Here is a 15,306-nt window from a genome sequence, read left to right as displayed (position 1 = left end):
TACTGTGGCTGGCAGTCCCACTTAGCTTACTGGAGGCATTTTTGACAGCCTGACTTATTCGGCGTCTAAGCGGCAGCCGGTAATCGGGAGCGTAAAGGGAGATTGTTTTTATTCATAACTTTCAAAAAGTATTGAAAATTATGAATAAAGCCTGTATCTTTGGTGTAATCAAAACCACCAAACATGAAAAAGGTATTGTTCACCATTGATAACGTCGTCCAGAGCTTGCTTCTTGGGTCTTCTGTATTCTTCCCCTTCACTTTTGTTGCGGCCTTCTTTTTAGGTTGCTGGCAACTGGGAAGCAGCCTGCTCAAAGCCATTCTTTTGCAAAGCCGGCTGCACCTTAATTACTTTTTGGCGGCTACAGCGTATTGTTTGGTGCTCTTTGCCGGTGCCCAGACAGCAGGTGCATTCAACTATGAGCCCACAAATTGGGTAGGTTACCTTTGGTTCGTTTTAGCCTTGCCACCATTGGTTGGCGGGATCTGGTACTTTGTTCAGAGTATGAGGGATTTAGGTCAGGCAATAGCTTCCCCATCGGAATGGGTCTAAGCCGAACGGAATAATCTTCGGGTAGCTGTAAGGCCCAGTGCCGGGCCGAAGAAAAGTATCCAAAGGCTGTTCGATATGCCCCAGTCCTGGCTCAGGTACGTTAAGCCCTGAATACTGAAGATGGTAATCGCAAAGCCAATGCTGTTGACAATAGTCAGGGCGGAACCCCTGGATTCGGGCGGTGCGTTTTGGGCTACAAGCGTTGAGAACTGTGGGGAATCGCCTACCACCACAAAGCCCCAAAGGAAAAGCAGTGCTGTGAAAGCCCATCCCGGTAGCTGGAAGATCAGGGGAGAGGCCAGGCAGAGAAGCCCGGAGATCAGCAGCATGGCGTAAGCTACCTTAGCGCTGCCGGTGCGCAATGACCAATACCCACCTAAAATACAGCCAAGTGTACCCGCACCAATGACCCCGAAGGCAAAAAGAGCCGTTGAGGCAGGAGAAAGTTCCGGAAACCTGGCTAGCAAGATAACGGGGACAAATGCCCAAAAGGCATACAGTTCCCACATGTGCCCGAAGTAGCCCAGGGCTGCTGCCCGGAAATCCGGGATGCGAAAGATGGCAACGATGGCAGCCGGCTTGAAGGCGGTGCCGGATCGCCCGTAGGGACCGTCAGGGATCAGCCACCAAATTAACAGCCCACCCATAACTGCCAGGAAAGAAGTGCCCTGCATGACGCGCTGCCAGGGGACTTCCGCAGCGGTAAAGCGCAGCAAATGCGGAAAAGCGGTACCCAACACCAACGCGCCAACCAGATATCCCAATGCTTTGCCCAGGTCGGCAGCATACCAGTCGGCGGCTATTTTCATGCCTACCGGATAGATGCCCGCGAGGAACAGCCCGGTTAGAAAGCGCAGCAGCAGGATGCTGGAATAATCTGTGCCTACTGTCCCAACGCCCAGGTTGAATAAAGCGCCGAGTAGAGCAGAAAACAAAAAAACCAGTGAAGGAGAAAACCGGTCGGCCAGCATAAAAATAGCATAGAGCAGGGTGCCAATAATAAAGCCAAGTTGCACCGCAGAGGTCAGCCCGCCGAGCGCGCCCCCGGGCAGCCCGTATGCCATCTGCAGATCCGGGAGGACTGCATTGCCGGCAAACCAAAGAGAAGTGCCGGTGAACTGGGCGAAGATGATAACGGGCAGGGTGTATTGGGGCGGGGTTAGCTGATTTGTCATTGGGCAAAGCATTACCAGGATTCGTTATGAAGTTTGGTTTCAAAAAACCTTTGGGAGCAATTATTTGAGCTCGTCTGGAAATACAAACGGATCGAAGCCCCACGCGTAGGGCAAAAGCAGGTAAACCATCAGGCTGAGCAGAAGGATAGAGATTAAATTCAGCCATACGCCTGTTTTGACCATATCTGGTATTTTGAGGTATCCCGAGCCAAAAACGATCGCATTGGGCGGAGTAGCAACCGGCAGCATAAACGCGCAGGAAGCCGCCAGGGTCGCGCCCACCATCAGTACGTAGGGGTGCACGCCGATGGCCATGGCCAGAGGAGCCAGTATGGGAAGGAGCATGGCAGTGGTGGCCAGGTTGGAGGTGATTTCGGTCAGGAAGTTGACTGCAGCCACCAGGATAAGCAGCAGTAGAAAAAGCGGTAGCCCTTCAAGCAAAGACAATTGCCCCCCGATCCATCCTGCGAGCCCTGTGGTTTTGAACCCTTCCGCCAGAGCAAGCCCTCCGCCGAATAGCAGCAACACGCCCCAGGGCAGCCTGACGGCTTCCTCCCATTCCACCAAGGGGCGCTTGTGAGCCTTGCCTGCCGGTAAAATAAAGAGGGTGGTAGCCGCCATGATCGCAATTATCGTATCGTCCAGAGCAGGTAAAAATTGATTCAGAAGGAAAGAGCGGGTAATCCAGGCTACTGCAGTAAGCACGAAAACCCCCAGGACCAGTTTTTCTTCATACGAGACAGGGCCGAGCTGATTCATCTGTCGTTGTATTTCCTGTTTGCCGCCCGGGAAAGACTTTTGTTCAAAGGAGGCGGCAAAATGGGTAAGGTAGTACCAACAGATGACGAGCATGATGATGGAAATAGGCAGACCGATGAGTATCCATTGGGAAAAGGTGATCTCTATGCCATAAATCTCCTGTACAATCCCTGCCAGGACCAGGTTGGGCGGTGTGCCAATCAGGGTGGCTACGCCTCCAATGGAAGCGCTGTAGGCAATGGCCAGCATAAGTATCTTGCCAAAGATTCGGTTTTCATCCGCCCGGGTGTTGGGGTTATCTTTAAGTTGTGTGACAACAGCGAGCCCGATGGGCAGCATCATGACGGCTGTAGCGGTATTGGAAATCCACATGGATAGGAAAGCAGTAGCAACCATAAAGCCCAGGATAATACTTCTGACATTCGTGCCGATATAGCGGATAATATGAAGGGCTATGCGCCGGTGCAGGTTCCACCGCTCGATAGCAATCGCCAGGATAAACCCGCCGGCGTACAGGAAGATGTACCGATGGCCAAAAGAAGCGGTAGTGGCTTTTAGGTCCAGTGCGCCGGTGAGTGGAAAAAGTACGATGGGCAGCAGAGCGGTAGCGGCAATAGGGATCACCTCCAGTATCCACCAGGTGGCAATCCATAGGGTAGAGGCAAGGACCGCATTGGCTTCGCGGCTCAACCCTTCCGGATGGGCAAAAATCAGGGTGGCGACAAAAAGTAAGGGGCCTAGCAGGAGCCCGATTTGCTGTTTTTTCATAGGGTTTTGTTCTTTACCGGGGCAGTAAACAAAGGCTGACACCGGTCAGATGCTGCTAAGGTAATCCGAAAAGGTGAGTTGCAGGTATCGCTTTACAGGGTAAATAAAGGCCCCCAAAATGACGGCACCGTAACCTCCAACAGGAAGATTACGGTGCCATCGACGTCAAAGCCTGTCGGTCCTGTTATCCCAGATAAGCCGAATACATCCAAACCAGTTTTTCCTGCTCGCGGATGTAGTCGCTCATAAGGGCATTGGTGCCTTCATCTCCGGAATCACCGGCCAGATCCAGCAGCTCCCGCTCCAGTGGCAGGAGGACTTCGTAGCCTTTGAGGATCTCTTTTACGGCTTCCACGCCGTCTGAGATATTTTTTGCCTGACGGATAGCCGAAATTTGGGTGTAGTCTTCATAGGTATGCAAAGGGGTGAATCCCAGGGTAACGATGCGCTCAGCAATCTCATCGATTTTGATTAGGGAGTCGTTGTACAGCTCTTCAAATTTCAGGTGGAGCTCGAAGAACTTATTGCCTTTGATGTTCCAGTGAAACCCCCGGGCGTTCATGTAGAAGAGCTGGTAGTTGGCCAGCAGGGTGTTGAGTTTATTGGAAAGTACCTGTGATTGTTCTTGGTCAAGTCCGATGCGGCTCAAGGTATTGGTCATGTTGTTTTAGTTTTTTCGTGTGATAAAAATTAGCTTCAGCGGCAGGGCAGTGCCACTGTTGTATAGGTGCAAATTGCCGAATTTTGCTACGATAGTCAGTGAGTTGTATCACTAACCCCGGGGTAGGAGCCGCCTTTGATCAGTGCGGGCCGGCAATTGCTCATTTATGCCTAAATTGCTGCAGTATCAAAGATCACTATTATACCATGAGCCAACAAAACCTGCCGGACGAACTAAAAAACATGCTGCTCAATGATCAGCTAAAAGAAGTGATGGACCGGCTTAGGGCCCACCTGCCGGAACTCAGGGGGCAGGTGACCGAAGAAGAGCTGCTGCAGTATGCCGCCCGCCTGAATGCCGTGGAGCGGGAGTGGAAACTGGGCATCATCACAGCAGAGCGCTATGGGATCGAGAAGAACCAGCTACGGCAGATTCTCATCCAAACCGTCACTCAGCTCAGGAAAGCAGCGGATGCCCCGGTACCGGAACCCACTCAGTCTCCGGATGGGCCGGAGCGGCTGCTCGGAAAAGGCAGTCAACAGCATCAGGATGGAGAATACCAGCAGGCAATTGCCACGCTTCAGCAGGCGATAGCCCACCCGGGTATTCAAAAAGGAGATTTGGCGCAAGCCTATGCTGTACTCGGCAATACTTATAATCAGCTCGGCTACTATCAGGAAGCCATCGATGCGCATCAGCAGGCGCTGGAAATCCGGCCGGATACGGCGTCTTACTGGACCAACCTGGGCATCTGCTACCGGCTGACCGGGCAGTATGATAAAGCTGCTTCCTGCTACGAGAAAGCCATTAGCCTGGACCCGGGCTATGCAGAAACCTACACCAGCCTTGGGGCGCTCCACCTGACCCATACCATGCAGTTTGAGCAAGCCGTTCACTATCTCGAAAAGGCTATAGCGCTCGATCCCGGGCAGGCCATCGCTTACGCTAATATGGCGATAGCCAAAGCTTCCCTGGGGTTCTTCGATGAAGCGGATGCGCTATTGCGGCAAGCTGTAATGAAGGGCTACCGCAATGCGAAGAATGCCCGTCAGATGATTGATAATTTACGGGCGTTGTAAAGGTTCTACGGCATTGGTCAGTGGGGTTGCAATATCCGTTAGGTAACACCTTTACTATTTTCTAAGTATACAACAAGGGACTGAGGAGGTCGCTTCCCACAGGGGTAGAGCGATTTTTTCCATGCCAGATTTTTTTCCTGAGGAGCGGCAAAATTAATTTTTTTTAAAAAAAAATAGGGGGCCTGAAAATCCGCGACCCCTTATGGCCGCGTATATCCATCAAATCAAAATAATCAATAATCATTATGAAGAATTTTGCACTAACAGTGCTGGGTCTGGTCTTTGCCATTACCCTGAGCGCTCAGGAAAGTACAGTTATGGTAGGCGGAGAAGCGATGTTTGCCACTAAGGACATTGTAGATAATGCGGTGAACTCGGAAGACCACACAACGCTGGTCGCTGCTGTAAAGGCTGCCGAGCTGGTGAAAACGCTAAAATCAGATGGGCCATTCACGGTTTTTGCTCCGGTCAATGATGCGTTTGAGAATCTGCCCTCAGGGACGGTGGAGACGTTGCTAAAGCCTGAAAACAAAGACAAGTTGACAGCCGTATTGACCTACCACGTCGTTGCCGGAAAATACGACGCCAAGACTATTATGGGAGCCATCAAAAAGGGGAATGGCAGTGCTACCCTGACCACTGTGAATGGCGCCACCCTAACCGCTATGATGAACGGTCCGATGAATGTGGTCGTCAAAGATGAACAAGGCAATGTTGCTAATGTCATAACTTATGATGTCAATCAGTCAAACGGCGTGATACATGTTATAGACACCGTTTTGTTACCGTAAGTATTGAAAGCTTAAATTGCAAGGACCCGGATATTGGCACGGCTGATATCCGGGTTTTGCTATTTGATTGGGTAATACTTTTCTGTCTGCTCTTCAAGTACTACTAAGGCGGGCATTAGCCATTAGAAACGCCCTTCCTGCTATGGGGCGTCTCAGATAGCTTGATAAGAGCTGTTTGTCTCCGCCAGAGGCTATTCAAAGTTTATTTTACCCTTCCTGAGTGTTTCTTAGAGTAATGAAGCTGTAGCCTGAGTGATTGCCGTTGCATAAATGTCCTTATTTCTGTATTTTGCAACAAAGATAAGACTATGACTTCCCGGACCACAGAAATAACCGATACCCACCGCTTCTCCGCAGAAGCCTACCATCGTATGGGGGAGGCCGGCGTTTTCGGGGAGCAGCGTGTCGAACTGCTCTATGGCAAAATTGTGGATATGAGCCCGATAAAAAGTAATCATGCGGGGACAGTGAAACGTTTGATTAGGCTTTTTAGCCAGCTGCTGCCCTCATCTATCATCCTTGGTGTGCAAGATCCTATACAGCTCGATGATTATTCTGAGCCGGAACCAGATTTAAGCTTGTTGAGTTATCGGTCGGACTTTTATGTTAATGCACATCCTGTTGCTGAAGATATTCATTTGCTCATCGAAGTTGCTGACAGCAGCCTCGAAAAAGACCGGGATATCAAGCTGCCCCTTTACGCCAGCCATGGCATTCCAGAGGTTTGGATCGTCAACCTGCAGGATATGCAGATAGAGCGTTACCGCAGCCCTGGCCCAAAGGGTTATACCGATATCCATATCTTCCTGCCGGGTGATGAAATAGCTACAGATTTTATGAAAGCGGTAGAGGTTTCGGCTGTGTTGGGTGTGTAGGTTTTTTTGGCAAGATTGGCAGGCTACACCCGCCTTGCCTCTTTCCCGGGAAAACCGTACTTTAATCTTCAAGAAAAAAAATAACCAATGGCAGAGGCAACCACCGTACTATCCCCATCCGCCTACCTGGAGTGGGAAGCAGAACAGGAAGAACGCCATGAATACGAAAATGGAAAACTGATTGCTATGGGCGGAAGTAGTAAAGAGCATAATCGATTAGTCAGGAATTTAACGACCATTCTTTGGAATTATCTCGGACCTTTAGACAGGTATGAATTGTATCCATCCGAACTACGCGTAAAATCTGGTATAGATGATAAATATTATTACCCGGATCTCGTGCTCACGGAAGGAGAGGAGCATTATTTGGAAAATGCCCCCGACACCCTGCTCAATCCCCTCCTGTTAATCGAAGTGCTTTCCGACTCCACGGCAGCCCGTGACCGCGGTCCTAAATTCGAAGCTTACCGGGCTATCAATAGCCTGCGGGAGTATATATTGGTCGCACAGGACCAATGCCAGATAGAGGGTTTCTACCGGAACGATGCGGGCGAGTGGATCATTCGGGAGCCTGTGGCTGGCCTTGACAATACCTTTTCCTTCATTACACTGGATTTGGAGCTGAAGCTGGGGGAGGTGTATCAGGGGGTGGGGGTGTAGGTTTAATGTCAAGTCCCCCCTTTGGTCAGAACCTCATCTCTTCTTCGACTTTATTTATTCAGCACATCTGTTTTGATAAAATCATTGCGCAGTACCGGTTGCCAATCGAATTCTGGCAGTGGAGTGATTTCGAACAGTTGCTCCGGGGGCGTACGCAGGATAAAGTCTGTAAACCTATCTTCCAGTCGTTTAAGCGCTAATAAATCACCATCTGATAACTTCCGCTGCTCGGCGAGCGCCGACAGACGGATGATTTCTGCGGGCTTCACGCCAGGTTTCAGCTGAATGCCCAGCGTTTGGCCATTGTCTGTACGTTGAACGATAAACAGGTAAGGTATGTCCCGGGTGGTATAGAAGGTATTGAAGGGATAGCGTGCACCAGTCATATACGTGGCAGCATCCACAAGGCAGGGCGCCGGCTTACTGACTGCCCGCAGGCTGGTGCGGTCAATGACGGAATCGGGGAAGAGTTCATAGAGTACCGTTTTTAAACCGACGAAACCAACTGCCAGCCCATCGCAGCGGTGCCCGTGGAAACGGGTGAGATCTTCGAGGGTTACCAATTGATGGTGTTGCAATTTTCCTTTGGAAAAGTCTGTATCGAGCACGCTTAGCGGTGCCCGGTTACCTGTGGCCGGCAGGTACACAGTGTAGCGGCCATGGTGCTGTAACCCATCGAGGTGTCCGGTGGTACTGCGGTCGGCAGCCAGGAAGTGCGGATGGATAAATTGGCCTTTGTGGGTGAATACACCTTGATGATTACGGGAGAAGAATCCTACAATATCGCCCGCTGCCTGCTCCAAAGTAAAGCGTCGTTTGGCACGGTCATGAGCAGCATGGCTGTGTTGCTTTTCTGTCTTGTCCCGCATGATAATATGATAGTCCACCTGGTCCCATTGACCGGATAAGCGGAAGGGGAACGCTTCCTCTGGCCCATAACCATGGGCTTGCCCCAGACTGTCGATCAGCGTTTCCAGCGCTTTTGGCCCGTCAATGTGGTGGTCCATCTCGTAGGCAGCCCAACGTGGGACGTAGGCGTACACCAGGAATGGCGCCCGTATACCGGGCCTGACCTGAGTTATGATGCCAGTAGTAGCAGATGCGGTAAACGCTTGCCCGTCGAATACGGTGATTTCGCCCTGCAGGTCTTCTACCGGGCCCAGTGCGAAAAGGTGGGGATGCTCTAAAAGTGTATCGAGTCGAACATGGGGCGAAAGATCGGTACCCATCATCACATTACGGGCGGCCCCAGCGGTAAAGACCTGCTGAGCCTGTGCCGAAAAGCTGATTACAGTTGCAAAAAAGAATACGAGAAACCAACGCATATATTAAACTAGATTTGTAAAAATAGCTAGATAATAAACCCCTATCCCAACGAAAACCACGCCCGCCACATAGCGCATGCCAAGCTCTACCTTCCGTATGATATTGAATGTTTTGCCAATAGCCGAAGCACTGTAGGCCAGCAGGTAGGCAAATAGCAGGACCGGCAGCCCGGTGCCAATTGCAAACACAACAGGCAGATAAAGCCCGGAAGCCTGACTAATGCTCATAGGTATAAGCATGCCAAAGTATAGCGCCCCACTATAGGGGCAGAATGCCAGCGCAAACAGAATACCGAGCACCAATGCGCCAAGCGCGCCCTTGTCTTTGAACCGCTCGGTGAACCGCTCGGTAAAATTGGTTTTGCCAAGGAAGTCCAGTTTGATAACCCCAAGCATGACCAAGCCGACAATAATCAGGATAGGCGCAAGGTACAGTTCTCCGTTGGACTGAAAGAAGCGGGCCAGGTGAAACTTGCTTGCGCCCCAAAACAACGCCAGGCCGATAGCCGTATAGCTGATGCCACGCCCCAGGGTATATAACACACCGCTCCAGAGTACGGCTCGTTTACTTTCTAAGTTTTTGGAGATATAAGCCGTAGCCGTGATGTTGGTAGCTAACGGACAAGGGCTTACTGCGGTCAGTAGCCCCAGCGCGAAGGCTGCCCAAAAGGGCGCCTCGCTATGCTGTGCCAGCTCATTGAGCCATTCCATAAATTGGGGATTTGAGTTTGTTTACAGTTGTTGCAGTGCTTTTTCTACCTCTTCGATTAGCCCCGCCTCAAATTTGCCATTGTCACTTGTGGCATTCATGAAAGCGAAATTGGTCAGGTCCGTTTTTTGGCTTGTTGCGTTTTTCCGGGTGTGGACAAATAAGGCAGTGCCAGCCGCTTCAAAGTCGGCAGCGATGTCATAGTTTTCTTCCAGGTCAACATTTACGGTTTTGAAGACCAGCTTACCTTCCGCTATAGCTTCGGGGAATTTTTCCTGTAAAGCCGCTTTGGTTTTGTCTTCGATGGTTTGACAGGTCATGCAACGGTGGGTGTTATGAAAGTCGATGACTTCCACAACGGCGGCCTTTTGGGTATTGGCCTCGGAATTGGTCTGTGCGTTGCTGTTGCAGGCTGAGAAACCAAAAAGTAGTGTAATGGCGAATAGATTAGATAAGTACTTCATGTCGGATTTAACTTTTGTTTGTTTATAGAATCAGATTGAATAAGAGTCCGGATAAGATGATAAAGGTGGTCACCACCCCGAAAAAGATCAGGATCAGTTTCATGGTCATCACTTTTTTGAGCAGGGTGGCCTCAGGCAGTGAAAGCCCGATAGTGCCCATCATGAAGGCGATGGCAGTGCCCAGGGGGATACCTTTGGCCACAAAGACCTGAATAACGGGTACAATACCGGCCGCATTTGCGTACATAGGCACAGCAAGAATGACAGCCAATGGTACCGTCCACCATTGCCCTCCGCCCAGGTATTGTTCAAAGAAGCCTTCCGGGACATAACCATGCATAGCTGCACCGATGCCAATACCGATAATAACGTAAAGGAGGACTCCGCGTACGATGCTCAGGGCTTCCTGTGTGATGCCAGGCAGTCGGTGCCGGAAAGTCTGCCCGTCTTCTTCGAAATCCCCCGTCATCACCGGCTGCTCTGCCATTTTTTGCACCCAGTCACTGAGGTAGCGTTCTACGCCCAGCCTTCCGAGTACCCATCCGCCGACCGCACCCAGCAAGATGCCGGAGCCCGCGTAAATCAGCGTGGTCTTCAGCCCAAACATACCCAGGAATAACGCCAGGGCAACTTCATTGACCAGGGGAGAGGTGATAAGAAAAGCGAAAGTAACGCCAATCGGTATGCCACCCCGTACGAATCCGATGAACAGAGGGACGGACGAACAGGAGCAAAACGGTGTCACCGCTCCAAAAATGGAGGCTAACAGGTACTCTAGTCCGAACAGGCGGTTGCGCTGCAGAAAGCTACGTAGCCGCTCTACCGGAAAGTAGGCATTCACAATGCCCATGATGAAGGTGATGAGGAATAGCAGCAGCAGAATTTTGACGGTGTCGTACACGAAAAAATGCAGGGCTTCTCCCAGATGAGTATCCGGTGCAAGCCCCAGCAGGCCAAAAATCAGCTGATCCGCCAGCCATTCTATCCAGGTGAACATAGATTAGGCCTTTAAAAGTGCTTCTAATTCAGCAGCCTTGGGTACATGCCCTTTGATTTGGACGACCTCATCGATGACTACCGCCGGAGTGCTCAGCACATTGTACAGCATGATGTCTTGAATGTCTTCTACTTTTTGAATATCAGCAGTAATGCCGAGGTCGGCTACGGCTTTGCGGACGGCCGCTTCGGTCTGTTTGCACTTAGGGCAGCCGGTTCCCAAAATTTTGATGGTTTTCATGTCTTTTTATTTATAGTTTATCGTCGATTAACGATGATTAATGATAAAAAAAGTGGCTATTCTTCAAAGAAAGCCGTGAAAAGCAACTTGGCTTTACGCCAGTTTTCCTGATTGATACAGTACTTCACGCGTGGCGGATTGATCTCGCCCTGTATCAGTCCTGCATTTTTAAGCTCCCGCAGATGCTGGGAAATGGTAGACTGTGCCGCGGGAATAACTTCAACCAGGTCACCGGTAAAGCAGCACGCCTGAGAATCCAGCAGTTGCAGGATTTGCAGCCGGGTAGGGTGCCCCAAGGCCTTGGCAAACCGGGCGAGTTCCTGGTTTGCATTTTCAGAAATGGGCTGCTCTGCAAGTACTTTCATTACTTCTGTGTTTATTCCATCGTAAAACTACGATAAACGATAGACTTTTGCAAGGACTGAAGCGGAAAAACACTGAATGTATCAATCTTTTACTCGATCACCTTTCTAAACTGATCAATACTCTCCTGTTTACCAGTTACATACAGGATGTCCCGTTGCAACAGGATTTCATCCGGCCCGCTATTGGTAATGAGCGCGTCTTTTCGGGATAGCCCAAGGATGTTAATACCATATTGGTTCCTTACGTCAAGTTCACTTAACGTTTTACCTACGATCCGCCGGTTGTCCGTCCGTACTTTCAGGCAGGTAATATCAAATTCCGGGTATTTGCCGGGGCGGAAGGTCCGGGGGATACTTTTCTTATTCTGGAAAAGGCCGTAGTTATTCGAGCGGGTAATCTCGGCAAAGTGCCCGATATCGTCCTCCGGGATGAGGAAGTAATGAAGCGTACGGGAGAAGATTTCGATTGAAGTTTCAAATTCTTCGGGTATAACATCATCTGCGCCCAAGGCGATGAGCTCGGGGATTTCCTTGACGAAGCGTGTCCTGACGATAAGGTGGACGGACTGGCTGACCATCCGGATATTTTGGACGACTACTTTTGTTCCCTCGGGGTCCGAAATCGCGATAACGACGACTCTGGCTTTACGGATATTAACAGCCTCCATGATATGGTCCTGCCGGGCATCTCCATAGAGTATGGGTACGCCTTTTTTCTGTTCTGTTTTGACCGTTTCGGCATTCATTTCCACGGCTACGTAGGGAATATTGCTGAATTCGGCTGCCCTCGCCAGGTTGCTTCCATTTATGCCGTAGCCGATGATGACCAGGTGGTTGTGGAGTTGGTCTGTGGCTACGGAATGATCCTGCTCCTTTGAAGCCACCATCTTTCTGTCCCATGCCTCTATCGGGCGGAACTTCATCACGCCAAAGGCGATGCGCTCGGAGAAAATGATGACGAATGGCGTCAGTAGCATAGAGACGATGGAGACGGCCAGGAAGTACTGATTGGTTTCGGGGTCCAGCAAGTCATATTGAATGCCCACTTTTGAAAGGATAAAGGCAAATTCACCGACCTGGAATAGCGCAAGGCCGGTCAGCAGAAAGGTGCGCGGAGGGTACTTCAGCACTGCAACTGCCAAAGCAGCGATGATAGACTTGATGAAAAATACAGCAACTACAATCAGCATTACGATGCCGATATTGGCCCAGAAGAATTGCAGATCGAGCAACATGCCCACGGAGATGAAAAAGAAACTCGTAAACAGCTCCCGGAAAGGCAGGATGACGCTCGTAGCCTGATGGCTGTATTCAGATTCTGAAATGACCAGCCCCGCCAGGAATGCACCCAGTGCCAGCGAGAGTCCTGCTTCAGCGGTCAGGAAAGCCACCGCAAAACAGATGGTGATCGTGGTAATCAGGAATAGCTCCTGACTGTCCGTTTTCGCAATACCGTGCATCAGCCGGGGGACCAGGTAGCGGGCGCTCAAAATCGTAATCAGGATGACCACTGCAGTCTTGAGCAGAAGCATCAGTATACTTCCTGTGACATCGCCCCCCTGACCGGCAATAATTGGAGTGAACAGCATCATTGGCACCACGATGATATCTTGGAAGATGAGGATAGCGAGGGCATTCCGACCCTGTGGAGCCGACATTTCGTTGCGGTCCTGCAGTACTTTTAGAACAATAGCAGTACTGGAAAGCGAGAACAGGAATCCAACAAAAAGCGATTCTTCCCAGCTATTGCCTAAAAAGTAGTACCCGGAGCCTGCTACCAGTACCGTGAGCCCAACCTGTAAGGAACCTCCAATAAAAACGGTATTTTTAATGGATACCAAATGCTTGATGGACAATTCCATGCCAATGACAAAGAGCAGTAGGATTACCCCAATCTCCGAAATGAGTTCGATCTGCTCAGATTCACTAACGAGCCCCAGCCCATGCGGCCCTATTAGGATACCGGTCACCAAAAAGCCCAGGATAGAGGGCAGCCGGATACGCTGCAGTGCATAAACAACAATTGCCGAGAAGCCCATGAAGATGAGCAGGTCTTGCAATAAGGGGAAATGCATGGCAGTTGGGTTTTTCGGGTGAGGATTAGGTTGGTACTCACGCAATTAAGTGTACGAAGTGGGATTTGGTTTAATGACGGCGCTTGCTTCTTTTCAAAAGTTTTGATGCCCGGCGCACTCAGGTAGTGTAATACCGCCGCCGCAGCCAAAACGCCACATTCACCAATCCAATCAAAGCCGGCACTTCCACCAGTGGCCCGATCACCCCGGTGAAGGCCTGCCCGGAATTCAGCCCGAAGACCGCGATCGCTACGGCAATCGCCAGCTCGAAGTTGTTTCCGGCTGCAGTAAAGGCGACCGCAGCGTTGCGGGGGTAGTCTGCGCCCAGCCACTTCCCCACAAAAAAGCTGATCAGGAAAATCAGGGCGAAGTAAATCAGCAGTGGAATTGCAATGCGTACTACGTCCATCGGTATTTCCACGATCAGTTCGCCCTTGAGGCTAAACATGACTACGATAGTAAAGAGCAGGGCGATGAGGGTTATGGGGGAAATCACGGGCACAAACTTATTTTGGTACCATTCTTCCCCTTTGGCTCGTACCAGCAGCACGCGGCTCAGCAGCCCCGCCAGGAAGGGGATGCCCAGGTAGATGGCTACGCTTTCCGCCACCGTAGCGATAGAGATATTCACAATCGCTCCTTCGAAGCCCAATACCGGAGGCAATACCGTAATGAACAGCCAGGCGTAAAAGCTGTAGAAAAAGACCTGGAAAATGCTGTTCAGCGCCACGAGCCCGGCCCCGTACTCCCGGCTGCCCTCCGCCAGGTCGTTCCACACAATCACCATCGCAATGCATCGCGCCAGCCCGATGAGGATGAGCCCGGTCATATACTCCGGGTAGTCGCGTAGAAAGGCAATAGCCAGTACGAACATGAGCATGGGCCCCACGATCCAGTTGAGGAAAAGCGACAAGCCCAGAATTTTTACATTGCGGAAGACCTGCGGCAGCATGCGGTAGTTGACCTTTGCCAGGGGCGGGTACATCATCAAAATAAGGCCGATGGCGATTGGAATATTGGTGCTACCGCGGGAGAAGGTATTCACAAAATCGGCCGTGCCGGGCAGGAAATAGCCCAGCCCGACGCCCACCGCCATGGCCAGAAAAATCCAAAGCGTCAGGTAGCGGTCAAGGAAGGAAAGGCTTTTGCGGGGCTTGGTGATGCTTTTTGAAGTCATGCGGATTTCATTTTTTGAGCTGCCAATTGCATAGTGTGCAGGATTTCCCGCCCAATTTGCCGGACGCGCTCGTCGTATCGGGCCGTTTCCTCCGGTGTGCCATCGGCAGCCTTAGGGTCATGGTAGGTTAGCGGCAGGCGGAAAGCTGCTCCCGGGATAAAAGGACAGTTCTGGTCGGCATCCGAACAGGTCATGATGGCTGCAAACCCGGATTGAGGATTGACCGGCGCATCAAAAGTCTTGGAGTAGCAGATCAGTGGGGCCTGCGTTTCCGCGAAAGCAACCTGATAATGCGGATTCTCCCCGCCCGGGTTGTGGATTTGGAAGCCCGCCCGTTGCAGTGCCGCCACCGTCCGTGGGTTGAAAGCCGTAGCCTCTGTGCCGCCAGAGTAAGTCTCCACGCCCGGGGTACCGAAGTACACTGCCCCCGCTGCCGCCCAAACCTGAGCGATATGACTGCGGCGGGAATTATGGGTGCAAATGAAATTTAGTTTCACCGGCGTACTTTTTGACTGGACCAGATAATCCGCAAGTTGTTGTAGCAGTGCTTTCCGTTCGTCCGGTATCTGTTGAGCTTCCTGCAATAGCGATTCGGCGTAAGCCTTCAGTTTTGGTAATAAACCCATGGTCGTCT

17 protein-coding genes are annotated in these 15,306 nt (G+C 51.0%); 5 read left to right on the top strand and 12 right to left on the bottom strand.

The window, feature by feature from the left end:
* Nucleotides 1–183: 183 nt before the first annotated feature.
* Nucleotides 184–552 (top strand): hypothetical protein, encoded by a 369-nt coding sequence (locus RIC19_RS08695; RefSeq protein WP_350177916.1) that lies wholly within the window; start codon nucleotides 184–186, stop codon nucleotides 550–552.
* On the opposite strand, the gene RIC19_RS08690 is transcribed toward RIC19_RS08695, so the two are convergent.
* From RIC19_RS08690 to RIC19_RS08680, 3 genes are all read right to left on the bottom strand, one after another.
* On the bottom strand, nucleotides 549–1,727 hold the full coding sequence (locus RIC19_RS08690) for an MFS transporter (protein WP_350177915.1): 1,179 nt from the start codon (nucleotides 1,725–1,727) through the stop codon (nucleotides 549–551). The genes RIC19_RS08695 and RIC19_RS08690 overlap by 4 nt on opposite strands.
* A 60-nt stretch (nucleotides 1,728–1,787) precedes the next feature.
* Entirely contained in the window at nucleotides 1,788–3,254 is a 1,467-nt protein-coding gene (locus RIC19_RS08685; RefSeq protein WP_350177914.1) for an SLC13 family permease, read from the bottom strand.
* Nucleotides 3,255–3,438: 184 nt separating this feature from the next.
* A complete protein-coding gene (locus tag RIC19_RS08680; RefSeq protein ID WP_350177913.1) occupies nucleotides 3,439–3,915 on the bottom strand; it encodes a Dps family protein in 477 nt (158 codons plus the stop codon).
* A gap of 206 nt (nucleotides 3,916–4,121) precedes the next feature.
* Between RIC19_RS08680 and RIC19_RS08675 the strand changes: the two genes are divergently transcribed.
* The 4 genes from RIC19_RS08675 to RIC19_RS08660 all read left to right on the top strand — a co-directional run bounded on the left by RIC19_RS08675 (nucleotide 4,122) and on the right by RIC19_RS08660 (nucleotide 7,320).
* Nucleotides 4,122–4,994 (top strand): tetratricopeptide repeat protein, encoded by an 873-nt coding sequence (locus RIC19_RS08675; protein WP_350177912.1) that lies wholly within the window; start codon nucleotides 4,122–4,124, stop codon nucleotides 4,992–4,994.
* Nucleotides 4,995–5,239: 245 nt separating this feature from the next.
* Nucleotides 5,240–5,785 (top strand): fasciclin domain-containing protein, encoded by a 546-nt coding sequence (locus RIC19_RS08670; protein WP_350177911.1) that lies wholly within the window; start codon nucleotides 5,240–5,242, stop codon nucleotides 5,783–5,785.
* A 308-nt stretch (nucleotides 5,786–6,093) separates the two neighbouring features.
* Nucleotides 6,094–6,660 carry a Uma2 family endonuclease gene (locus tag RIC19_RS08665; RefSeq protein WP_350177910.1) on the top strand — a complete coding sequence of 189 codons (567 nt, stop codon included), beginning with the start codon at nucleotides 6,094–6,096 and terminating at the stop codon, nucleotides 6,658–6,660.
* Between the two features lie 87 nt (nucleotides 6,661–6,747).
* A complete protein-coding gene (locus RIC19_RS08660) occupies nucleotides 6,748–7,320 on the top strand; it encodes a Uma2 family endonuclease (protein ID WP_350177909.1) in 573 nt (190 codons plus the stop codon).
* A 50-nt stretch (nucleotides 7,321–7,370) separates the two neighbouring features.
* Here the strand turns inward: RIC19_RS08660 and RIC19_RS08655 are convergent, their stop codons facing one another.
* The 9 genes from RIC19_RS08655 to RIC19_RS08615 all read right to left on the bottom strand — a co-directional run bounded on the left by RIC19_RS08655 (nucleotide 7,371) and on the right by RIC19_RS08615 (nucleotide 15,298).
* Nucleotides 7,371–8,645 carry an acetolactate decarboxylase gene (locus tag RIC19_RS08655; protein WP_350177908.1) on the bottom strand — a complete coding sequence of 425 codons (1,275 nt, stop codon included), beginning with the start codon at nucleotides 8,643–8,645 and terminating at the stop codon, nucleotides 7,371–7,373.
* A gap of 3 nt (nucleotides 8,646–8,648) precedes the next feature.
* A complete protein-coding gene (locus RIC19_RS08650) occupies nucleotides 8,649–9,356 on the bottom strand; it encodes an aromatic aminobenezylarsenical efflux permease ArsG family transporter (protein ID WP_350177907.1) in 708 nt (235 codons plus the stop codon).
* Between the two features lie 21 nt (nucleotides 9,357–9,377).
* A complete protein-coding gene (locus tag RIC19_RS08645) occupies nucleotides 9,378–9,818 on the bottom strand; it encodes a nitrophenyl compound nitroreductase subunit ArsF family protein (protein ID WP_350177906.1) in 441 nt (146 codons plus the stop codon).
* A 22-nt stretch (nucleotides 9,819–9,840) separates the two neighbouring features.
* Nucleotides 9,841–10,815 (bottom strand): permease, encoded by a 975-nt coding sequence (locus RIC19_RS08640; protein WP_350177905.1) that lies wholly within the window; start codon nucleotides 10,813–10,815, stop codon nucleotides 9,841–9,843.
* A 3-nt stretch (nucleotides 10,816–10,818) separates the two neighbouring features.
* Nucleotides 10,819–11,055, bottom strand: coding sequence for a thioredoxin family protein (locus RIC19_RS08635; RefSeq protein WP_350177904.1), 237 nt, complete (start codon nucleotides 11,053–11,055; stop codon nucleotides 10,819–10,821).
* Between the two features lie 56 nt (nucleotides 11,056–11,111).
* Nucleotides 11,112–11,420, bottom strand: coding sequence for an ArsR/SmtB family transcription factor (locus RIC19_RS08630; protein WP_350177903.1), 309 nt, complete (start codon nucleotides 11,418–11,420; stop codon nucleotides 11,112–11,114).
* Nucleotides 11,421–11,509: 89 nt separating this feature from the next.
* Nucleotides 11,510–13,495: a monovalent cation:proton antiporter family protein gene (locus RIC19_RS08625; protein ID WP_350177902.1), complete on the bottom strand. Its 1,986-nt coding sequence runs from the start codon at nucleotides 13,493–13,495 to the stop codon at nucleotides 11,510–11,512.
* Between the two features lie 118 nt (nucleotides 13,496–13,613).
* Nucleotides 13,614–14,672 (bottom strand): ACR3 family arsenite efflux transporter, encoded by a 1,059-nt coding sequence (gene arsB / locus RIC19_RS08620; protein WP_350177901.1) that lies wholly within the window; start codon nucleotides 14,670–14,672, stop codon nucleotides 13,614–13,616.
* The gene (locus tag RIC19_RS08615; protein WP_350177900.1) at nucleotides 14,669–15,298 is read right to left on the bottom strand and encodes a low molecular weight phosphatase family protein; all 630 of its coding nucleotides are present in this window, start codon (nucleotides 15,296–15,298) and stop codon (nucleotides 14,669–14,671) included. Before RIC19_RS08615 ends, arsB begins: the two co-directional genes overlap by 4 nt.
* Between the last annotated feature and the right edge of the window lie 8 nt (nucleotides 15,299–15,306).

The sequence above is a fragment of the Phaeodactylibacter sp. genome, from assembly GCF_040219495.1.
Lineage (GTDB): Bacteria > Bacteroidota > Bacteroidia > Chitinophagales > Saprospiraceae > Phaeodactylibacter.
Note: the sequence above shows the minus strand (reverse complement) of the source record. Positions and strands in the feature narration are given on the sequence as shown.